Annotated in this window: 20 protein-coding genes; 12 read left to right on the top strand and 8 right to left on the bottom strand. The window is 64.9% G+C overall.

Annotated features, from left to right (window positions below):
• The first annotated feature begins 48 nt into the window (after nucleotides 1-48).
• Nucleotides 49-1,017, top strand: a complete 969-nt coding sequence (gene holA, locus MTX35_RS05640; RefSeq protein ID WP_374230243.1) for a DNA polymerase III subunit delta — start codon at nucleotides 49-51, stop codon at nucleotides 1,015-1,017.
• 81 nt (nucleotides 1,018-1,098) lie between these two features.
• Here the strand turns inward: holA and rpsT are convergent, their stop codons facing one another.
• Nucleotides 1,099-1,359, bottom strand: coding sequence for a 30S ribosomal protein S20 (rpsT, locus tag MTX35_RS05635; RefSeq protein WP_027497522.1), 261 nt, complete (start codon nucleotides 1,357-1,359; stop codon nucleotides 1,099-1,101).
• Between the two features lie 213 nt (nucleotides 1,360-1,572).
• Between rpsT and MTX35_RS05630 the strand changes: the two genes are divergently transcribed.
• Genes MTX35_RS05630 through MTX35_RS05620 form a run of 3 tightly spaced genes read left to right on the top strand, consistent with a single transcriptional unit; the run spans nucleotide 1,573 to nucleotide 5,081 of the window.
• Nucleotides 1,573-3,267, top strand: coding sequence for a circularly permuted type 2 ATP-grasp protein (locus tag MTX35_RS05630; RefSeq protein ID WP_374230242.1), 1,695 nt, complete (start codon nucleotides 1,573-1,575; stop codon nucleotides 3,265-3,267).
• The gene (locus MTX35_RS05625; protein ID WP_032394562.1) at nucleotides 3,268-4,242 is read left to right on the top strand and encodes an alpha-E domain-containing protein; all 975 of its coding nucleotides are present in this window, start codon (nucleotides 3,268-3,270) and stop codon (nucleotides 4,240-4,242) included.
• An 8-nt stretch (nucleotides 4,243-4,250) separates the two neighbouring features.
• Complete coding sequence (locus MTX35_RS05620; RefSeq protein WP_094635545.1) at nucleotides 4,251-5,081, top strand: transglutaminase family protein; 831 nt, start codon at nucleotides 4,251-4,253, stop codon at nucleotides 5,079-5,081.
• Nucleotides 5,082-5,128: 47 nt separating this feature from the next.
• Here MTX35_RS05620 and MTX35_RS05615 read toward each other — a convergent pair whose 3' ends face one another.
• The gene (locus tag MTX35_RS05615; protein WP_243594032.1) at nucleotides 5,129-5,698 is read right to left on the bottom strand and encodes a type II toxin-antitoxin system PemK/MazF family toxin; all 570 of its coding nucleotides are present in this window, start codon (nucleotides 5,696-5,698) and stop codon (nucleotides 5,129-5,131) included.
• A gap of 149 nt (nucleotides 5,699-5,847) precedes the next feature.
• Here MTX35_RS05615 and lepA point away from each other — a divergent pair, with 149 nt between their 5' ends.
• Entirely contained in the window at nucleotides 5,848-7,695 is a 1,848-nt protein-coding gene (lepA, locus tag MTX35_RS05610) for a translation elongation factor 4 (RefSeq protein WP_371829190.1), read from the top strand.
• Nucleotides 7,696-7,836: 141 nt separating this feature from the next.
• Entirely contained in the window at nucleotides 7,837-8,844 is a 1,008-nt protein-coding gene (locus MTX35_RS05605) for a nitronate monooxygenase (RefSeq protein ID WP_243594031.1), read from the top strand.
• 10 nt (nucleotides 8,845-8,854) lie between these two features.
• On the opposite strand, the gene MTX35_RS05600 is transcribed toward MTX35_RS05605, so the two are convergent.
• A complete protein-coding gene (locus tag MTX35_RS05600; RefSeq protein ID WP_243594030.1) occupies nucleotides 8,855-10,900 on the bottom strand; it encodes a glycoside hydrolase family 15 protein in 2,046 nt (681 codons plus the stop codon).
• 130 nt (nucleotides 10,901-11,030) lie between these two features.
• Between MTX35_RS05600 and MTX35_RS05595 the strand changes: the two genes are divergently transcribed.
• The 6 genes from MTX35_RS05595 to MTX35_RS05575 all read left to right on the top strand — a co-directional run bounded on the left by MTX35_RS05595 (nucleotide 11,031) and on the right by MTX35_RS05575 (nucleotide 15,463).
• On the top strand, nucleotides 11,031-11,264 hold the full coding sequence (locus MTX35_RS05595) for a hypothetical protein (protein ID WP_243594029.1): 234 nt from the start codon (nucleotides 11,031-11,033) through the stop codon (nucleotides 11,262-11,264).
• 141 nt (nucleotides 11,265-11,405) lie between these two features.
• A complete protein-coding gene (locus tag MTX35_RS26245; protein ID WP_335741815.1) occupies nucleotides 11,406-11,495 on the top strand; it encodes an Ms4533A family Cys-rich leader peptide in 90 nt (29 codons plus the stop codon).
• A gap of 197 nt (nucleotides 11,496-11,692) precedes the next feature.
• Nucleotides 11,693-12,715: a sulfate ABC transporter substrate-binding protein gene (locus MTX35_RS05590; RefSeq protein WP_243594199.1), complete on the top strand. Its 1,023-nt coding sequence runs from the start codon at nucleotides 11,693-11,695 to the stop codon at nucleotides 12,713-12,715.
• A 2-nt stretch (nucleotides 12,716-12,717) separates the two neighbouring features.
• Nucleotides 12,718-13,611: a sulfate ABC transporter permease subunit CysT gene (cysT, locus tag MTX35_RS05585; RefSeq protein WP_243594028.1), complete on the top strand. Its 894-nt coding sequence runs from the start codon at nucleotides 12,718-12,720 to the stop codon at nucleotides 13,609-13,611.
• Nucleotides 13,608-14,408, top strand: a complete 801-nt coding sequence (cysW, locus tag MTX35_RS05580) for a sulfate ABC transporter permease subunit CysW (RefSeq protein WP_243594027.1) — start codon at nucleotides 13,608-13,610, stop codon at nucleotides 14,406-14,408. Before cysT ends, cysW begins: the two co-directional genes overlap by 4 nt.
• Complete coding sequence (locus MTX35_RS05575) at nucleotides 14,408-15,463, top strand: sulfate/molybdate ABC transporter ATP-binding protein (protein ID WP_243594026.1); 1,056 nt, start codon at nucleotides 14,408-14,410, stop codon at nucleotides 15,461-15,463. Before cysW ends, MTX35_RS05575 begins: the two co-directional genes overlap by 1 nt.
• On the opposite strand, the gene MTX35_RS05570 is transcribed toward MTX35_RS05575, so the two are convergent.
• From MTX35_RS05570 to MTX35_RS05550, 5 genes are read right to left on the bottom strand one after another with little or no spacing between them, the layout of a single operon-like run.
• Nucleotides 15,423-16,259, bottom strand: coding sequence for a sirohydrochlorin chelatase (locus tag MTX35_RS05570; protein WP_243594025.1), 837 nt, complete (start codon nucleotides 16,257-16,259; stop codon nucleotides 15,423-15,425). The genes MTX35_RS05575 and MTX35_RS05570 overlap by 41 nt on opposite strands.
• Nucleotides 16,256-17,560, bottom strand: a complete 1,305-nt coding sequence (locus tag MTX35_RS05565; RefSeq protein WP_243594024.1) for a sulfate adenylyltransferase subunit 1 — start codon at nucleotides 17,558-17,560, stop codon at nucleotides 16,256-16,258. The genes MTX35_RS05570 and MTX35_RS05565 overlap by 4 nt, the downstream gene beginning before the upstream one ends.
• Nucleotides 17,560-18,504, bottom strand: coding sequence for a sulfate adenylyltransferase subunit CysD (gene cysD, locus MTX35_RS05560; RefSeq protein WP_037193075.1), 945 nt, complete (start codon nucleotides 18,502-18,504; stop codon nucleotides 17,560-17,562). Before cysD ends, MTX35_RS05565 begins: the two co-directional genes overlap by 1 nt.
• A complete protein-coding gene (locus MTX35_RS05555) occupies nucleotides 18,501-19,211 on the bottom strand; it encodes a phosphoadenylyl-sulfate reductase (RefSeq protein ID WP_037193073.1) in 711 nt (236 codons plus the stop codon). Before MTX35_RS05555 ends, cysD begins: the two co-directional genes overlap by 4 nt.
• Nucleotides 19,208-20,926: a nitrite/sulfite reductase gene (locus MTX35_RS05550; protein WP_243594023.1), complete on the bottom strand. Its 1,719-nt coding sequence runs from the start codon at nucleotides 20,924-20,926 to the stop codon at nucleotides 19,208-19,210. The genes MTX35_RS05555 and MTX35_RS05550 overlap by 4 nt, the downstream gene beginning before the upstream one ends.
• Nucleotides 20,927-21,113 lie beyond the last annotated feature (187 nt).

Genomic DNA, 21,113 nt, shown 5'->3' with positions numbered 1-21,113 from the left:
ACGAAGCGGATGCCGGCACTGTCGGCCGCTCATGGCACGATCATGGTCGTGACTTCGAGTGTGGCTCCACTGCATCTGGTTCTCGGCGACGAGGAACTTCTGATGGATCGCGCGGTTGCGGCGATCGTGGCTCAGGTCCGCGCGAACGCCGCGATTCCGGGGGAGGACCTGCCCGTCACGCGGTTGCGCACCGGTGACGCCAGCGCCCCGGAACTCGCCGAACTACTCAGCCCGTCGCTGTTCGCCGAGGACCGAGTCGTGGTGCTCGAGGCCGCCGCAGAGGCGGGCAAGGACGCCTCGGCACTGGTGCTCGACGCTGCTACCGATCCACCCGAGGGAGCAGTCGTGGTGGTCATGCACTCCGGCGGCGGTCGGGCCAAGGCGATGGTCGGTGCCCTGCAGAAGTGTGGTGCGCAGGTGCACGAGTGCGCCAAGCTGACCAAGCCTGCCGAGCGCATCGACTTCGTACGCGGTGAGTTCCGTGCGGCCGACGTGCGGGTCAGCGCCGAGGTGATCGAGGCCGTGGTCGAGTCCGTCGGCAACGAGCTCCGTGAACTGGCCTCTGCCTGCTCACAATTGGTATCCGATACCGGCGGCAAGGTCGACCTCCCGGCCGTGCGTCGGTACTACTCGGGCAAGGCCGAGGTCTCCGGGTTCGACGTCGCAGACAAAGCAGTGATCGGTGACCGGGCAGGCGCTCTCGAGGCCCTGCGCTGGGCGATGCACCGGGGCGTGGCGCACGTGCTGCTCGCCGATGCGTTGGCCGATGCCGTCCGGACCATTGCGCTCGTGGGTTCGGCCGGTCGCGGCGACCCGTTCCGGATGGCGGGGGAGCTGGGTGTGCCGCCATGGAAGATCAAGAAGGCGCAGGGTCAGGCACGTGGGTGGAACGGCCGATCCATCGCACAGGCGCTGCGGGTGGTGGCGCAACTGAACGCCGACGTCAAAGGCCAAGCGGCGGACGCCGACTACGCGGTGGAAAAGGCGGTGGCGGCGGTCGCGTCACTCGGCAAGTAGCGTCGCCGGAGTGCAGAGCGCACGAAAAAGCCCGCTGCATCGTTGTCGGATGCAGCGGGCTCGATCGAGCTCAGTGGTGTATCAGAGCTTGTTGACTGCGAGAGCCAGTGCCGACTTCTTGTTGGCTGCCTGGTTCTTGTGGATGACGCCCTTGCTGGCGGCCTTGTCCAGCTTGCGGCCTGCATCGAGAAGAATCTCGGAAGCCTTGTCCTTGTCGCCCGCAGCCTGTGCCTCGCGGAACGAGCGGATGACGGTGCGAAGGGAGGACTTCACCGACTGGTTGCGCAGGCGTGCACGCTCGTTGGTGAGAATCCGCTTCTTCTGGGACTTGATATTGGCCACGCGTAAAATCCTTCTTGTCTTCGTCGGTATTCCGGTCAGGGCGATCCATGCTGGAATGCCCGAAGTCTGCTGCAGAGCATGGAGCCCTGCGCCGAAGATCGAGAATACCAGTACGGTCGGCCAGAACCCAATCCGGAGTGGGGCGACGATGCGTTTCAAGAAATTAACGCTTCTACCGCGCCTAACTCCTGTCTCTGTAGCAACATGGCCAGAATGAGTCCGCGATCGGCAACGCCTGCCAACACCAAGGCCAAAGCGACCAAAACCAAATCCGCGGATCGTGTCGAACCCGAAGTCGACGGAGTGTTCGGAGGATATTCCGACGTCGGAAAGTACAGTCTCGCCTTCGACGAGATGTTCGACGCGGACGGGCGCACCCGAAGTCCGTACAAGGGCATTCACACTGCGCTCGCCCCGGCGAACGCAGTGGACCTGGACGCGAGATCCGATGCGCTGGGACGAGCCTTCATCGACCAGGGCATCACGTTCTCCCTGTCCGGTCAGGAACGCCCGTTCCCGCTCGACCAGGTTCCCCGCGTCATCGCGGCAGGCGAATGGTCACGGCTCGAGCGCGGCATCAAGCAGCGAGTCAAGGCCCTCGAGATGTTCCTCGCCGACATCTACGGCGATCAGGAGATCCTGCGCGACGGCGTGGTTCCCAAGCGGCTGGTGACCTCCTGCGAGCATTTCCATCGCGAAGCGGTCGGCATCACGCCGCCCAACGGTGTGCGCATCCACGTCGCCGGCATCGACCTGGTCCGTGACGCCCAGGGCACCTTCCGAGTGCTGGAGGACAACCTGCGCTCGCCGTCGGGCGTGTCCTACGTTATGGAGAACCGGCGCACCATGGCCCGGGTGTTCCCCGACCTCTTCGCGAGCCACCGCGTCCGCGCCGTCGGCGATTACGCCTCGCACCTGCTCCGGGCACTGCGCGCATCGGCAGCCCTGAACGAGGCCGACCCGACTGTGGTGGTTCTCACTCCTGGCGTGGCCAACTCGGCGTACTTCGAGCACTCGTTGCTCGCGCGACTGATGGGCGTCGAGCTCGTCGAAGGACGAGACCTGTTCTGCCGAGACAACATCGTCTACATGCGCACCACCGAGGGCGAGCGTCAGGTCGACGTCATCTACCGACGCATCGATGACGACTATCTCGACCCCATGCAGTTCCGCCCCGACTCGGTGCTGGGAGTAGCAGGTCTGGTCAACGCCGCTCGTGCAGGCAACGTCGTCATCTCCAGTGCCGTAGGAAACGGCGTCGGCGACGACAAGCTCGTCTACACCTACGTACCGACGATCATCGACTACTACATGGGTGAGAAGCCGTTGCTGGCCAACGTCGACACGTTCCGCTGTTGGCTGGAGGACGAGTGCGAGGAGGTGCTCGACCGCATCGACGAGCTGGTCATCAAGCCGGTGGAAGGCTCGGGCGGCTACGGCATCGTGTTCGGCCCCGACGCGTCGCCGAAGGAACTCGCGACCATCAGCAAGAAGGTCCGCGCAGATCCGCGCGGCTGGATCGCGCAACCCGTCGTGCAGCTCTCGACGGTGCCCACGAAGATCGGCGATCGATTGGTACCCCGCCACGTCGACCTGCGGCCGTTCGCCGTCAACGACGGTGACGACGTCTGGGTGTTGCCCGGCGGCCTGACCCGGGTGGCGCTGCCGGAGGGATCCCTGGTGGTCAACTCGAGCCAGGGCGGCGGCAGCAAGGACACCTGGGTGCTGGCCACCCGAACCTCTCAGGAGGAGCAGGAACTCGCGGGTGAGGAGATCGTCAGCGTTCCGCCGGAGTCGCCCATGGCCGAACAGGGCCCGGAGCTGACGATGGACCAGCAGATGAATCAGCAGCAGCAGCAGCAACAACAGCAGGCAACGAACTCGGACTCGAACGGCGGTGGACAGTAAATGCTCGCGCGCAACGCAGAGTCGCTCTACTGGATCGGGCGGTACGTCGAGAGGGCGGACGACACGGCCCGCATTCTCGACGTCACCGTCCACCAGCTTCTCGAAGACGCCACGGTCGATCCCGACCACACTTCGCGAGTGTTGTTGCGAGTGCTCGGATTCAAGCACGAGCCGGACGTCTCGCTCGACGTGTGGTCGCTCACCGAGGTCGTCGCCTTCAGCCGAGACGGATTGGGTTCGATCGTGGACTCACTGTCGAGCGCGCGCGAGAACGCCCGCGGTGCGCGTGAAGTCACGTCCAGTGAGATGTGGGAGTGCTTGAACACCACGTACAACGGGCTGAACGAGCGCATCAGGGCGTCCAAGCGCACCGGCCCGGCCGAGTTCTTCAGCTACATCGAGGAGCGGGCCGCGATGTTCGCCGGTCTCGCGGACTCCACCCTCAGTCACGACGACGGCTATCGCTTCCTCCTGCTCGGGCGGTCGGTCGAGCGCATCGACATGATCGTTCGGTTGTTGCTCTCGCGAGCCGGTGACCGGCCGTCGTCGCCGGCGTGGGTCACCGTGCTCCGCTCTGCCGGTGCCCACGACACCTACCTGCGCACCTACCGCGGCGCGCTCGATGCACAGCGAGTTCTGGAATTCATGTTGTTGGACAGGCTCTTTCCGCGATCGGTGTTCTACGCGCTCAACGAGGCGGAGCGTTCGCTGGATCAGCTCGACCATCAGCCCAACAGTCGAGTCGGTGCGCGCGCAGAGGCTCAGCGTCTACTCGGTCGCGCTCGCAGCGAACTCGAATTCCTCCGTCCCGGTGAAATTCTCGACGATCTGCAGGAGCGCCTGCTCTCCCTGCAGGAAACCTGCCGTGAGCTCGGTGATGCGATCTCCAAGCAGTATTTCCACGCCGCTCCGTGGGTGGCGTGGACCGACGCCGGTTCCGGAACATTCGAAGATCAATTGGAAGGTGAACTGTGAGCTGGCGTATGCGTGTCGTGCACACCACGGGCTATCAGTACGACGCACCGGTGACGTCGTCGTACAACGAGGCTCGGTTGACGCCGCGAAGTGACAATCGGCAGAACGTGATTCTGAACCGAGTCGAGACCAACCCGGTGACGCGTTCCTACCGCTACACCGACTACTGGGGCACCGCAGTGACGGCGTTCGACCTGCACGCACCGCACACCGAGCTCGAGGTCACCGGATCGTCGGTGGTCGAGACCGATCCCTTCGTCTACCCGGACGAGAACGCCTCCTGGGAGGAACTCGCGAGCGATCCGGTCATCGACCGCTTCAACGAAGTCCTCGACAACACCGAATACGTGCCGAAGAACAGGCAACTCGCATCGGTGGCGAAGAAGCTGTCCAAGGGCCTACCGCCGCAGGAATCGGTGGTGGAGATCGCCAACTGGGTCAACCAGGAGATGTCCTACGTGCCGGGAACCACCGGCGTGCACACCTCGGCCGTCGAAGCATGGTCGGAGAAGAAGGGCGTCTGCCAGGACTACGCCCACCTGACGCTGCTGATGCTGCGCAGTGTCGGCATCCCCAGCCGATACGTCTCGGGCTACCTGCACCCGAAGAAGCAAGCGGCGATCGGTGCGACGGTCGAGGGTCAGAGCCACGCGTGGATCGAGGCCTGGACCGGTGCGTGGTGGGGCTACGACCCGACCAACGCCATCGCCGTCAACGAGCAGCACGTTTCGGTCGGACTCGGCCGCGACTACGCCGACGTGCCACCGCTCAAGGGCATCTTCTCCGGCGGCGGTTCGACGGCACTCGACGTGGTCGTGGAGATCACCCGCCTCGCCTGATGCCGTGCGCGTTGTGCGTAGCTGTGGCCACGCACAACGCGCACGACTCAGTTCCAGCCGAAGTCTCGGCGCAATCTGTCTGCGACGGAATCGAATTGGGGCTTGCTCAGAATTGCGCCCTCGCGGCGAATGCCGTCCTCGGGTACGTCGAGCACTCGATCCAGACGAATCCAGCTCGGTCGACCCTCGGCGTCCCAGGATCCGGACCCGATCGACTGCCAGTCGCGGTCTCCGTCGCGGCTGCTCTGGCTCGAGAGCATCAGGCCGAGCAAATCGTTGCCCTCGCGCCCGATGACCAACACCGGGCGATCCTTGCCCTGGCTGGCGTCTTCTTCGTAGGTCACCCAGGTCCAGACGATTTCGCCGGGATCGGCTTTGCCGTCCAGGTCGGGGGAGTACTCGATGGTGCGGGCGCGTTGGGCCGTCGGCCTGGTCTGCGACGCCACCGGACGACCGGGACGAGGAGCCGGAGCGGACGTGCGAGTGGCCGTTCCGCTGATCGCGTCCTTACCCTTCTGCAGGGCACCGGACTTCTGTAGCTGACGCAGAAGTCGAGGGCCCTCGCGCATCGCGATCTTGCCCAGTTCTTTGCCGAATCTGCTCCAGTTGCCAGCCATGCGGCGAGTGTAGCGATCCGGACGCCGCTGCTCATCGCCCGAACCGCGGCGACATGACACCCGAGTCGGACAGCCGGGGACGGCGCACCGTTCTCGGCGTGGGACGATAGGGAGACCCGTTCGCTCATTTCGAACACGCCAGCCGAAGGATACGAGTGCCCAGCTTCGCCGACACGACGTTCACCGATCCGTCCAGGATCAGGAACTTCTGCATCATCGCCCACATCGACCACGGTAAGTCGACGCTGGCCGACCGGATGTTGCAGCTCACGGGCGTCGTCGACGACCGGTCGATGCGCGCTCAGTACCTGGATCGGATGGACATCGAGCGCGAGCGCGGCATCACCATCAAGGCACAGAACGTGCGGCTCCCGTGGGTCGTCGACGGTGAAGAATTCGTCCTGCACCTCATCGACACGCCCGGCCACGTCGACTTCACCTACGAGGTATCGCGTGCCCTCGAGGCCTGCGAGGGAGCGGTACTGCTCGTCGACGCCGCCCAGGGCATCGAGGCGCAGACCCTTGCGAACCTGTACCTCGCTCTCGACAAAGAGCTCACCATCATCCCGGTGCTCAACAAGATCGACTTGCCCGCCGCCGACCCGGACCGCTACGCCGCCGAGATCGCCCACATCATCGGCTGCGAGGCCGACGACGTGCTGCGCGTGTCCGGTAAGACCGGAGTGGGCGTCGAGGAATTGCTCAACGAGGTCGTCAAGCTGGTGCCTGCCCCGGTCGGCAACCCGGACGGCCCTGCCCGCGCGATGATCTTCGACTCGGTCTACGACACCTACCGCGGCGTCGTCACCTACGTCCGAGTCGTCGACGGTGCGCTGAATCCGCGCGAGAAGGTCACGATGATGTCGACCGGCTCGACGCACGAGCTGCTCGAGGTCGGCATCGTCTCACCCGATCCGAAGGCGACCAAGGGTCTCGGCGTCGGCGAGGTGGGATACCTGATCACCGGGGTGAAGGACGTCCGCCAGTCCAAGGTCGGCGATACCGTCACCACCTTCCGGAAGGGCGCGACCGAGCCGCTGACCGGCTACCGCGAACCCCGTCCGATGGTGTACTCGGGCCTCTACCCGCTCGACGGTTCGGATTACCCCGACCTGCGTGACGCCCTGGAGAAGCTGCAGCTCAACGATGCGGCACTGACGTACGAGCCGGAAACGTCGGTGGCGCTGGGATTCGGCTTCCGCTGCGGCTTCCTCGGGCTGCTGCACATGGAGATCACCCGCGAGCGGCTCGAGCGAGAGTTCAACCTGGACCTGATCTCGACCTCGCCCAACGTGGTCTATCGCGTCGAGATGGAAGACGGTGCCGAGCACATCGTCACCAACCCGTCGTACTGGCCCGAGGGCAAAGCGCGGGAAGTGTTCGAGCCGATGGTCAAGTGCACCATCATCTCGCCGAGCGAGTTCATCGGTTCCATCATGGAACTGTGCCAGGGACGACGTGGCGAACTCGGCGGCATGGACTACCTGTCCGAGACCCGCGTGGAACTGCGCTACACGATCCCGATGGCCGAGATCATCTTCGACTTCTTCGACATCCTGAAGTCCCGGACGCGTGGCTACGCCAGCCTCGATTACGAGGAGATCGGCGAGCAGGCCGGTGCGCTGGTCAAAGTCGACATCTTGCTCCAAGGTGAGGCCGTCGATGCGTTCTCGGCGATCGTGCACAAGGACAATGCCGCGGCCTACGGCAACAAGATGACGACCAAGCTGAAGGAATTGATTCCGCGTCAGCAGTTCGAGGTGCCGATTCAGGCCGCCATCGGATCTCGGATCATCGCCCGCGAGAACATCCGCGCCATCCGTAAGGACGTGCTGGCCAAGTGCTACGGCGGCGACATCAGCCGTAAGCGCAAGCTGCTCGAGAAGCAGAAGGAAGGCAAGAAGCGGATGAAGACGATCGGTCGCGTCGAGGTGCCGCAGGAAGCCTTCGTCGCTGCGTTGTCGTCGGAATCTTCGTCGGACAAGCCCAAGAAGTAGAGCAGAGCCGGCAGCAACCTCACACCCTTTCTGTCGACCGCGCGCCCCCGCCCGACTCAGAGCAGGGGCGCGCAGTTGTCAGTAGGGGCGCGGTCCCCACCGGAACCTGTCGCACATGGCGGGCGAGTACATTTCGAAGCTGTGACGACGCCGATTCTGAAGCAGCTGCGTGTTCCCGTTGTCGGTGCGCCGATGGCAGGTGGCCCGAGTACTCCCGAACTCGCCCGCGCAGTGTCGGAGGCAGGTGGGCTCGGCATGATCGCCGGTGCGCTGTCGACTCCCGAAGCCTTTGCGACGCAGATCGATTCGGTGCGCGGTCTGCTGTTCGGCGTCAATCTCTTCCTGCCCGAGGAACCATCGGGGGCTGACGTGAAGGCCTATGCCGAGCACCTGGCGTCCTGGTTCGAGCGTTTCGACGCGGAGCCGGGAGAGTTGGTGCGACGGGACGACTTCTACGCCGAGAAGTTTGCCTGGCTGCTCGCGCACCCGGTACCGCTGGTGTCGAGTACGTTCGCGACGTTCGATGCGGACGAGGTCGCCCAGTTGCACGCCGTGGGAACCGAGGTGTGGGCTACCGTCGCCACTGCGTCGGACGCATCGGTGGCCACCGCCAACGGTGTGGACGCGCTCGTGGTGCAGGGCCCCGAAGCGGGCGGGCATCGAGGCACCTTCGACGGTTCGGCCCCCGACGAGCCGCTGACCGAACTGCTGATCGCAGTGCGAGAGGTTTCCGATCTACCCCGAATCGCCGCGGGCGGGCTGATGGACGGACGCGACATCGTGCCACTGCTGGATTCGGGTCTCGCGCATGCGGCGCAGCTCGGAACAGCGTTCCTGAACACTCCCGAGGCCGGTACCAAGCCCGTGCACCGGGAGCAACTGGGCATCGCTTCCGACACTGCGGTGACCAAAGCCTTCTCCGGCCGTCCTGCGCGCGGGCTGGTGAACGAATTCATGCGCGAGAACTCCGAAGCGGCACCGCTGGCGTATCCCGATCTGCACTATCTGACCGCGCCGATGCGTGCGAAGGCCGCGGCGGCAGGCGACCCCTCGGGACTGTCGATGTGGGCCGGCACCGGCTTTCGCCGCGTGCAGGCGAAGCCTGCGGCCGAGCTGATCGCCGCATGGGCGAGGCAACTCGGCCGCTGAACCTGCCCGCTCAGGGGTTGGCGTGCGCAGGCTGGAAGTGCCCCGACACCTGAGCTTCCTCGGCGCGAATGACGTGCACCACGGCGTTGATGAGTGCGAGGTGGGTGAACGCCTGCGGGAAGTTGCCGAGGTGACGGCCGGTGCGGTGGTCGATCTCCTCCGCGTAGAGCTTGAGCGGGCTCGCATAGCCGAGAAGTCGTTCGCACAGGTGCTTGGCCCGCGGGAGTTCGCCGATCTCCACCAGCGCCGAGACGAGCCAGAACGAGCAGATCGTGAACGTTCCCTCCTCGCCTGCCAAACCGTCGTCCGTGGTGTCGGTTCGGTAGCGCAGAACCAATCCGTCCTCGGTCAACTCGTCGGCAATGGCGAGCACCGTCGCCCGGATGCGTTCGTCGTCGGCAGGCAGGAACCGCAGGAGAGGTGCCAGTAGCAGCGATGCGTCGAGCGACGGGTCACCGTAGCGCTGGGTGAGCACTCCGCGTTCGTCGGTGCCGTTCTCGAGGATGTCCGCCTTGATCTCGTCCGCGATCTTGTTCCACTTGATCGAATACTCCGTCTCGCCATGGATGTCGGCAAGCTTGGCACCGCGATCGAGCGCAACCCAACACATGAGCTTCGAGGATGTGAAGTGCTGCGGTTCGCCGCGGACTTCCCAGATGCCGCGGTCCGGTTTGCGCCAGTTGGCGATCGCTTCCTCGACCTGACGCTTGAGCAGCGGCCACAGGAATTCCGGAACATGCTCCCGCGACTTGACGTGCAGGTACACCGAGTCGAGCATCGTGCCCCAGATGTCGTGTTGTTCTTGGTCGTAGGCTCCGTTGCCGATACGCACCGGACGTGCGCCGTCGTAGCCGGACAGGTGCGGCAGCTCGCTTTCGTCGAGGGTCTTCTCGCCGCCGATTCCGTACATCACCTGCAGCGGATTGACTTCACCGTTCGCCGTCGTCGCCACATCGGACATGAATGCGAAGAAGTCGTTGGCCTCACGGTCCAGTCCGAGTGTGTAGAGGCCCCACAGTGCGAACGTCGAATCACGTACCCACGTGTAGCGGTAGTCCCAGTTTCGTTCTCCGCCCGGCGTTTCCGGAAGGGAGGTGGTCGACGCCGCCAGTAGGGCTCCGGTGGGCGCGTAGGTCAGGCCTTTGAGTGTCAGGGCGCTGCGCTGCAGGTAGCCCCGCCACGGGTGATCGGGGAACCGGCCGATCGTGATCCACTGCCGCCAGCATTCGGACGTCCGCCACATCTTGTCCGCAGCCTCGTCGAACGTCTGGGGCGCAGGAAGGTCCGACCACGAGAGAGCGACGAACACGTTGTCGCCCTCCGTCATTCGGGTACGTGCACGCGCTTCGCGTCCCTCGATGCCGATCCGGAGGTTGGTGGTCAGCTTCAGGGTGGGCTGATCGCCGCCCGCACTCGCCTCACAGGTGGCGGTGGTTTCCTCGTAGACCTTGCCGGTGTACTCCCATTTCGCCGGTGCGCGGTGGTAGTCGAAGGCGGGCTCGCAGCTCATCTCCAGTTCGACTGTGCCGCTGACACACTTGATGGTGCGCAGCAGGATGTGCTCGGCATCCCAGTCGCTCGGTGCGCGCTTGTGGGTGCGGGAGCGTTGATCGGTGTTGTGCCACGGGCCCATGACGAGTGCGTCACGAACCACCAGCCAGCCGGTTTCGGTCTGCCAGGTCGTCTCGACGATCAGGCCGCCGGGCAGGTATCGCCGCGCGGCGGGTACGGATTGACCGTACGGGCCGACGCGGAAGTGCCCTGCGCTTCGATCGAGAACCGCTCCGAAGATGCTGGGGGAGTCCGGTCGGGGCACGCACATCCACTCGACCGATCCGTTGCGGGCGATCAGGCAGGTCGTTTCGCAGTCCGAGAGGAACGCGTAGTCGTCGATCGGCGGAAAGGCGCTGCGGTAGGACGTCAGGGTGGACACCGGGGCGTCGGTGCTGCCCAACGCTCCCTGAACCTCGACCCCGCCCAAACCTGGGTGTCCCGACCCCATGGCGGGCTCGTCGGCCACCGGGGGCACTGGCGAAACATCTTCGTATGCCGTCATGGCGTAATCATCGACCGATCGATGGCACTCGTCCACTGCTGGTCCTCGCTCGGCGTGGCGTGAGGTCGTCACGGGCTGGTCCTCGCTCGGCGTGGCGTGAGGTCGTCACGGGCTGGTTTAAGCTGCAAGAGTGGATGCGATTGCACGCTGGTGGGACGGCGTCGAACTGTGGGTGACGGGTTTGCCGTTCGTGCCGCAGTCGGTTGTCGTGCTGCTCGTCCTCGTGCCGTCCGCATTCCTGCTGGCACGGGTGTTCGATCGCGTGCTCGCGGTGGTTCTGCACCTGCTCGGGCGTGATGCACGAGCTGCCCGCGACGCGGAGCCGACGGGTGCGGCCACCACTACGACGAAGGATGGACAGTAATGCCACGGTCTCGGGTCACGTTGGCGCTCATCGCGCTGCTGGTGCTGGTTGTCATCGCCTGGTTGCTCACTCGGTAGCAACCGCGTGATCACCCATCTGCCCAATTAGAGTCCGTCTGGATCCTCTGCTAGATTTCTGACCGTGTCTTCTGCCGCCGAGTACTGCGTCCGCCACCAGTTGGCGTTGATTGCTGTCGGCATGCTGGCAGTCGCCGACATCGACTGTTGTTGATTCTTTCCTTCGTCGAATCGGTTCGTCGATCGTGGCCGTCGCGCACAACCGCGCTGCGACAGTTCACGACGTTCTTCTTGCCGCGCACGATGGTCCCGCGATGACGCGCGGCCACGGCAGTGGCCCGGTTCGACTCGGGGGTCTCGACTCTGCCCGGCTCGTACACAGTGCATACCGTCATGAAAGGCCTTCTCTCGATGAGGCACAGCTCTCGCTCCCTGCTGACCACGTTCGCGGCTGTGGGAGCCCTTGTCCTCACTGCTTGCAACGGTGGATCCAGTGACGTCGTCGGCGGTGAGCCGGACACCGCGAGCGGGCCCGCGCTGACCCTCGTGAGCTACGCCGTCCCGAAGAACGGTTGGGACGCAATCGGTTCGGCCTTCGCGGCAACCGAGGACGGCGACGGAACGGCGATCAACGCCGACTACGGCCCATCCGGCAACCAGTCGCGCAAGGTCGTCGACGGTGCACCCGCAGACATCGTCAACTTCTCGGTCGAACCGGATATCACGAGACTGGTCACCGCAGGCAAGGTCGACGAGGACTGGAACCGGAATGCCTACGCCGGAGTGCCGTTCGGGTCCGTCGTGACCATCGTCGTGCGCGAGGGCAATCCCAAGAACATTCGCACCTGGGACGACTTGCTCGAGCCGGGCGTTCAGGTGATCAGCCCCAGCCCGCTCAGCTCCGGTTCGGCCAAGTGGAATCTGCTCGCGCCCTACGCGGCGAAGAGCAACGGCGGGCAAGACAAGCAGGCCGGTCTCGACTTCGTTCGCGCACTCGTCGCCGATCACTTCCCGGTGCAGCCCGAATCCGGCCGCGCTGCAACCGAAGCCTTCCTGCAGGGGCAGGGTGACGCGTTGCTCAGCTACGAGAACGAAGCGCTCCTGATCGAGGAACAAGGACAGGATGTGGAGCACATCGACGTTCCTGTCACGTTCCGCATCGACAATCCGGTGGCAGTGATCAACGACAGCGCCAATCTCGATCGCGCCAATGCTCTCAACGATTTCCTCTACTCCGACGAGGGGCAGAGGATCTGGGCCGAGTCCGGCTTCCGGCCGACGAACCCGGATATCGCGTCGGAGTACTCCGACACGTTCTTCACCCCCGAAAAGCTGTACACGATCGACGATCTCGGCGGTTGGACCCAGGTGGACGCGGACCTGTTCGGAGACAACGGTGCCATTGCCACGATCTACCAAGAGAGCACTCGGTAGAGATGTCCGTATCGAACAGTGAACCGGCACCGGCGCAGTCGGGTGCCCTGCCCAGCACGACGCCTCGATTTCGTGCTGGGCGGGAAGGCCGGAAGTTTCGCGGCCCGGGATCGGTGGGTCCACTCGGCCTGGGTGTCGCCGTGTTGTGGCTCAGTGTCATCGTGCTGCTTCCGTTGGCCGCATTGACGGTTCAGTCCTTCGACGACGGTTTCGTCGGCTTCTGGAACGCGGTCACCGAGGAACGCGCAGTGGCCACGTTCAAGGTGACACTGCAGGTGTCCATCGCCGCAGCGGTGGTGAACCTCTTTCTCGGCACGCTGATCGCGTGGGTCCTGGTGCGTGACGAGTTTCCGGGCAAGCGTTTCGTCAATGCGTTGATCGATCTACCGTTCGCACTGCCGACCATCGTGGCCAGCCTGGTGCTGCTGTCGCTCTACGGTCCGGCGAGTCCGATCGGGTTGGTGTTCAACGCAACCAAGCCTGCGGTGATAGTCGCATTGCTGTTCGTCACGCTGCCGTTCGTGGTGCGCGCGGTGCAGCCGGTGCTGATCGAACTCGACAAGGACGTCGAGGAGGCCGCGGCTTCGCTCGGCGCGAACAACTGGACCATCTTTCGTCGCATCGTCCTGCCCGTGCTGCTGCCGGCGATTCTCAGCGGTGGCGGCCTCGCCTTCGCTCGGGCCATCGGCGAATTCGGATCGGTGGTGCTCATCGGCGGCAACATCCCCAACGACACGCAGGTCGCGTCGCAGTACATCCGTGAGCTCATCGAATACGACCGAACCACCGATGCCGCGGCGATCTCCGTGGTGCTGCTCGCGATCGCGTTCGCGATGCTGTTCGTGCTTCGCGTGGCGGGCAATCGACTGGCCCGACGTGAGGAGCAGATCTCGTGAAAATCGGACTGCCGATCAAACTGACACTGCGTACCGTCGCTCTGCTGTACCTCGCCGTTCTGGTGCTCTTTCCGCTCGGCACCATCCTGTTCCGCACGTTCGAGGACGGGATCGTCACGTTCTGGGAACAGATCACCACCCCGGCCGCGCAGTCGGCACTGCAGCTGTCGTTGTTGATCGTCGCGATCGTGGTTCCGATCAACATCGTGTTCGGTGTGGTCACCGCCCTCGCGCTCGTGCGCGGACGGTTCCGTGGCAAGGGTGTGCTCGAAGCCATCGTGGATCTGCCTTTCGCGGTGTCGCCCATCATCACCGGCGTCGCGCTGATCCTGTTGTGGGGAGCCGACGGATGGTTCGGCGGGGTCGAAAGCCTCGGTTTCACGGTCATCTTCGCGCTCCCCGGTATGGTCATCGCGACGATTTTCGTCACCCTGCCGTTCGTCGTACGCGAGGTCGAACCGGTGCTGTACGAAATCGGAGAAGAGCAGGAAGAGGCCGCCTCGACGCTCGGTGCGTCGTCGTGGCAGACCTTCTGGCGCATCACCCTCCCGGCGATCCGATGGGGTCTGACCTACGGGGTGGTACTGACCGTCGCGCGATCGCTCGGCGAGTTCGGTGCCGTGATCATGGTCTCGACCAACCTGCCCGGCATCTCCCAGACACTCACGCTGCTGGTCAACACACGGTACGAGGACTTCAATCAACAGGGCGCGTACGCCGCGTCCACACTGCTGATGGGGATCGCCGTCATCGTGCTGCTGTTGATGACTGCCCTCGACAAGAAGAGGACGAAGTAATGACCGAGACACCCCCCGAGATCGAGATCTCCGTCGTCGGTGCCAACAAGCACTACGGCGACTTCGCCGCCCTCGACGATGTCAGCATCGACATTCCCAAGGGATCGTTGACGGCGCTGTTGGGACCGAGTGGCTCGGGCAAGTCGACACTGCTGCGCTCCATCGCCGGGCTGGAGCAACTCGATTCCGGACGTGTTGTGCTCGCCGGCCAGGACGTGACGTGGGTCAGCCCGCAGCGCCGTGAGATCGGGTTCGTCTTCCAGCACTACGCCGCGTTCAAACACCTGACGGTGCGCGACAATGTCGCCTTCGGCCTGCAGATTCGGAAGCGTCCCAAGGCGGAGATCGCCAAGAAGGTCGACGAGTTGCTCGAGATCGTCGGGCTTGCCGGATTTCAGGGCCGCTACCCGGCGCAGCTGTCCGGTGGACAGCGTCAGCGCATGGCGTTGGCCCGTGCCCTCGCCGTCGACCCGCAGGTGCTGCTGCTCGACGAGCCCTTCGGTGCGCTCGACGCCAAGGTGCGTGCCGATCTGCGGACGTGGCTCCGCCGACTGCACGACGAGGTGCACGTCACGACCGTGCTGGTGACCCACGATCAGGAGGAAGCGCTCGACGTCGCGGACAGGATTGCGGTCCTCAACAAGGGCCGTATCGAGCAGGTCGGCAGCCCGGAAGATCTCTACGATCGCCCGGCCAACAACTTCGTGATGTCGTTCCTGGGCCAGGTTGCGAAACTGAACGGACTTCTCGTGCGCCCGCACGACATTCGCGTCGGACGCGACCCGTCGTTGGCGCAGGCTCAGGCCAGCGGGACGGCCGAATCGGCCGGGGTCACGCGTGCCGTCGTCGAGCGAGTGGTGCACCTCGGCTTCGAGGTGAAGGTCGAATTGAAGAACGCGGCCACCGGTGAATTGTTCGCGGCGCAGATCACCCGCGGTGACAGTGAGGCACTCGGTCTTCGCGAGGGCGAGACGGTCTACGTGCGAGCGACTCGGGTGCCGAAAATTGCAGACGCTAGCGATCCCGATGCGATTGCTGCCGCACCGGTTCGTTGAACCGGTGCGGCAGCGCGTTCGGCTCCTGCGTCGCCACGGCTCGTGCCGCAGGAGTGGAGCCTGCGGAACGACCCATTGAGACTGCGGAGTCGTAGCGCCGCGACACCAGATCGGCCAGCGCCGGATGTGCTCCGATGACCTCGGCATGCACCACATTCGGTAGGCCTGCCACCGACGCCTCGATCCTGTCGGTGAGCAATCCCGGGGCCAAGAACCAAGGTGCAACGACGATGCGGTCGGCTCCCATCGACCGCAGCTGTGCGACGGCATCGGTGGGGGATGGGGAGACCGATGTCGCAAAGCAGGTGACCGCCCCGGCCCAGCCTGTTCCGGCCTGTAGCTTCTCCGCGATCACACGAGTGCGCTGGTTGGCCGGTGCCACCGAGGAGCCCACCGCCGCAAGCGCGATTCCGACCGTCGGATCGTTCAGCGCTGCACCGGTATCGGTGATGCGGTCACGGACTGCGTCGATGAGGAGAGTGTCGTCTCCGAGGACGTCGGCCTGCACGATCGATACCCGTGGGTGCCTCGTTCGGGCTGAGTCCAGCAGCGCGGGCAGATCGACCTTCGCGTGAAAAGCTTTGCCCAGCAACATCGGGACTGCGACGACGCGTTCATGGCCGGCGGCGGTCAATTGTTCGACGACCTGCTCGACGCCCGGTTCGGTGAGATCCAGAAACGCGACGCGCACCTCCAGATCCGGACGCCGTCGACGCAGGACGTCGACGGCGCGGTGGATCATCGCACCCGAGCGCGGGTCACGGCTGCCGTGAGCAACCGCGATCAGTGCGCTCACGCCGGAACTGCCGACCCCAGTTCGACGGCAGCCAGGGCGTTGCCCACGAGCCCGGCAGCCAGCGTGTTGCCGCCGGCCGGATCGATCAGCAGGAAGCTGCCCGTGTGCCGGTTGACGGCGTAGTCGTCTGCCACGATGGGTTCTGCCACACGCACGGAGATTCGACCGATCTCGTTGAGCTCCAACGATTCCGGCCCTTCCTGTGCAGTGAGCTCCTGCTCGTCGAACCGCTCGATCAGTGTCCCGACGATGGCCTGGGTGGTGCGCGTGCCGTGCTTGAGCAGCAGGCGAGCGCCGGGGCGAAGCGGCTTCTCGGCGAGCCAGCACACCGTGGCCTCGAAGTCGCCGATCGGTTCGGGTGCGTCCTGCGGTGAGGCGATGGTGTCGCCGCGCGAGACGTCGACGTCGTCGGCGAGCACGAGGGTGACGCTGCGTCCGGCGTGGGCCGTGCGCAGTTCGCCGTCGGCGGTGTCGATGCGCTCGACGGTGGTCCGAGTGCCGGAAGGCAGGATCACGACCTCGTCGCCGACGTCGACGGTGCCTGCTGCTACCTGGCCGGCGTATCCGCGATAGTCCGGGAAGTCTGCTGTGCGCGGACGGATCACGTACTGCACGGGGAATCGCAGACCGACCCGATGCGGTTCGGCGTCCACCGGGACCGACTCGAGGTGCTCGATGAGGGTGGGGCCGTCGTAGTACGGAGTCTTGTCGGACTTCACCGCGACGTTGTCGCCGTGCAGTGCGGACACCGGGATTTCGATGACGTCCTCGCTGGACCAGCCGAGTGAGGTGGTCAGCGAGTTGAACTCGGCCGAGATCTCGGCGAACACCGTAGCGGGGTCCTCGACCAGATCGATCTTGTTGACCGCGAGCACCAGGCGCGGAACGCCGAGCAGGGCGAGAACCGCTGCGTGCCTTCGAGTTTGAGTGATGACACCCTTGCGGGCATCGACCAGCAGGATGACGAGCTGGGCCGTCGACGCACCGGAGACGGTGTTGCGGGTGTACTGCACGTGGCCGGGGGTATCGGCCAGCACGAACGAGCGGTGCGGCGTCGCGAAGTAGCGGTAGGCCACGTCGATGGTGATGCCCTGTTCACGTTCGGCGCGTAGGCCGTCGACGAGCAGCGACAGGTCCGGTGTGGCCAGTCCCTTGTCCACCGACGCGCGAGTGACTGCGTCGATCTGATCTGCCAGAACCGATTTGGTGTCGTACAACAGACGTCCGACGAGGGTGGACTTACCGTCGTCGACGCTACCTGCGGTGGCGAGGCGGAGGAGTTGAGTTCCCGTGCTGCTCATCAGAAGTATCCTTCTCGTTTGCGATCTTCCATGGCAGCCTCGGAGACGCGGTCGTCGCCGCGGGTGGCTCCGCGTTCGGTCAGCCGTGACGCGGCCACCTCGGCAAGGATCGCCTGGTTGTCAGCGGCCTCGGACAGGACGGCGCCGGTGGTGGATCCGTCGCCGACGGTGCGGTAGCGCACCGACAAGGTCTGCAGTTCCTCGTTCTCGGCCGGTCCGCCCCACACTCCTGGCGTCATCCACATGCCGTCACGCTGGTAGACGGGACGCTGATGGGCGTAATAGATGCTCGCCAGTTCCACGTCGTCACGGGCGATGTAACGCCAGATGTCGAGTTCGGTGAAGTTGCTGAGCGGGAACACCCGCACCTGCTCACCGGGGGAATGCTTGCCGTTGTACAGGTTCCACAGCTCGGGGCGCTGCTTCTTGGGCTCCCACTGACCGAAGGCATTGCGCAGCGAGAAGATCCGCTCCTTGGCGCGGGCGCGTTCCTCGTCGCGTCGGGCACCGCCGAAGACGGCGTCGAACCGATTCTCGGAGATCGCGTCGAGAAGCGGCACGGTCTGCAGCGGGTTGCGGATGCCGTCGGGGCGCTCGGTGAGGCGTCCGTCGGCGAGGTACTCCTCGACGCTGGCCACGTGCAGGCGCAGGTTGTACTTCGCGACCACGTGATCGCGGAAGTCCAGCACCTCCTGCAGGTTGTGGCCGGTGTCGACGTGGAGCAGTGCGAACGGCAGGGGAGCTGGCCAGAAGGCCTTGATCGCCAGGTGCAGCAGGACTGTCGAGTCCTTGCCGCCGGAGAACAGGATGACGGGGCGCTCGAACTCGCCCGCCACCTCGCGGAAGATGTGGATGGCCTCGGATTCGAGTGCGTCGAGGGTGTCGAACCGATCTGCGTCGAGATGGGTTCGACCGACGGTCGCCGAGGTGAGGTCGAGTGTCATGAGGCGTGCAACCCACATTCGGTCTTGGCCTTACCGGCCCAACGACCGCTACGCGGGTCGGCTCCGGGGGCAGGTTTGACGGTGCACGGTGCGCACCCGATGGACGGATAGCCCTCGTCGACGAGGGGATTGACCAGAATCGAATGTTCGTCGATGTAGGCCTGCATCTCCTCGTCCGACCACGGTGCGATCGGGTTGATCTTCACCAGGCCGAAGGCGTCGTCGAACGAGATGAGCGGGGCGTTGGCACGCGTGGGTGCTTCGACCCGCCGGATGCCGGTGACCCAGGCGCTGTAGTTCGCCAGTTCCTTCTTCAGAGGGGCGACCTTGCGCATCGCGCAGCACCGGTTGGGCTCGCGGGCGAACAGGTCCTTGCCCTCGATCGAATCCTGTTCCGCCACAGTCTTCTCGGCGCGGGCGTTGACCACGTGCACGCCGTAGACCGCCTCGACGGCGTCGCGCGTTCCGATGGTCTCGGCGAAGTGGTAGCCGGTGTCGAGGAACAACACGTCCACGCCGGGATGGACCTGTGCAGCGAGGTGAACGAGAACCCCGTCCTGCATGTTGGAGGCAACGATGAAGTCGTTGCCGAAGTTGTCCTCGGTCCACTGCAACAGCTCCAGTGGGCTCGCCCCGTCGAGTTCGCGGGCACCGCGCTCGGCGATGTCCTTCAATTCCTCTACCGTCAAATTCAGCCTGGTACTCATCGCAAATCCGCCTCGTCTGCTCGCACGGCCCATTGAGCGAACCGTTCGCCGTCCTCGCGGTGCTTGTCGAAATTGCGCACCACTCTGTCGATGTAATCTCCCAGCTCGGAGCTGTTGACCTTGTGCTGGCGCAACTTTCGGCCGAAGGCACTGTCGAGTCCGAGGCTGCCTCCGAGATGAACCTGGAAACCCTCGATCTGATTCCCGGCCCCGTCGTCGACCAGCAGACCCTTGAACCCGATGTCGGCGATCTGCGACCGTGCGCACGAGTTGGGGCAGCCGTTGATGTTGATCGTGATCGGAACGTCGAGTCGACTGTTGATGTCGGACAGGCGCTCTTCGAGCTCCGGTACGAGAACTTGTGAACGCTTGCGGGTTTCGGCGAACGAGAGCTTGCAGAACTCGATGCCGCTGCATGCCATCAGGTTCTTGCGCCAGTGCGAGGGCCGGGCCGGTAGGCCCAGCGCATCGAGGTCGGAGATCAACTGCTCGAGCGTCTCGTCCGGAACGTCGAGGACGATCAGCTTCTGGTACGGCGTGAACCGCACGCGATCCGACCCGGCCTTCTCGGCGGCGTCGGCGACGGCGGCGAGGATGGTGCCGGAGACGCGACCCGCGATGGGAGCAACACCGACGGCGTTGAGCCCGTTCTTGAGCTTCTGGATCCCGACGTGATCGCGGGGCCGAGCGGGCTTCTCGGGAGCCGGGCCGTCGATGAGCTTGCGGTGCAGGTACTCGTCCTCGAGGACCTGGCGGAACTTCTCGATGCCCCAGTCCTTGATGAGGAACTTCAGGCGCGCCTTGGTACGAAGTCGACGGTAGCCGTAGTCACGGAAGATCGAGACGACGCCTTCCCATACATCCGGAACCTCTGCGAGCGGGATCCAGACACCGACCCGCTGCGCCAGCATGGGGTTGGTGGACAGTCCGCCGCCGACCCAGAGGTCGAGCCCCGGTCCGTGTTCGGGATGGTTCACACCGATGAACGCGCAATCGTTGACCTCGTGCACCACGTCCTGCAGGCCCGAGATCGCCGTCTTGAACTTGCGCGGCAGATTGGAGTACTCGGGCTTGCCGATGTAGCGCTCGACGATCTCGTCGATGGCGGAGGTGGGGTCCAGAATCTCGTCGACCGCCTCGCCCGCGAGCGGGGAACCGAGCACCACGCGTGGGCAGTCGCCGCACGCCTCGGTGGTCTTCAGGCCGACCGCTTCGATGCGACGCCAGATCTCGGGGACATTCTCCACCTCGATCCAGTGGAACTGGACGTTCTCCCGATCGGAGAGGTCGGCGGTGTCGCGGCCGAAGTCCTGGGAAATGCCGGCGAGGACGCGCAACTGCTCCAGGTTCAGTGCGCCCGCGTCGCAGCGGATGCGCATCATGAAGTACTTGGCCTCGAGCAGGTCGATGTTGTCGTCACCGGTGAAGGTGCCGTCGTAACCCTGTTCGCGCTGGGTGTAGAGGCCCCACCAACGGAAGCGGCCACGGAGGTCGCCCTTGTCGATGCTGTCGAACCCCTGCTTGGAGTAGATGTTCTCGATGCGGGCACGCACGTTGAGCGGGTTGTCGTCCTTCTTGGACTGCTCGTTGGCGTTCAGTGGCTCCCGGTATCCCAGTGCCCACTGTCCCTCGGCTCGACGCTTGGTCGGCCGTGGCGTGCGCTCCCGTGGTGTAACGGGGGCAGCGTCGGTGGTCGCGTCGCTGGTCGACGACATGCATTGCTCCTGCATCTGTGTGCTGGCCGGTACCCGGGACGACAGCGCAGGCGATTGCGCTCTCGACGACAGTGGGGAACCGGTGGATCGAATGGACGTGCTCGAAGGAGGCTGGTCAGCAGCCGGTCGTGTGTCGACACGACGCACTGCAGACACGGCCGAGATCGACATGGCGGCGCGCCACGAG

Source organism: Rhodococcus sp. ARC_M12 (assembly GCF_022810385.1).
In the GTDB taxonomy this organism is placed as follows: Bacteria; Actinomycetota; Actinomycetes; order Mycobacteriales; family Mycobacteriaceae; genus Rhodococcoides; species Rhodococcoides navarretei.
The sequence above is the reverse complement of the archived record's forward strand: the minus strand, read 5'-3'. Positions and strand labels throughout refer to the sequence as shown.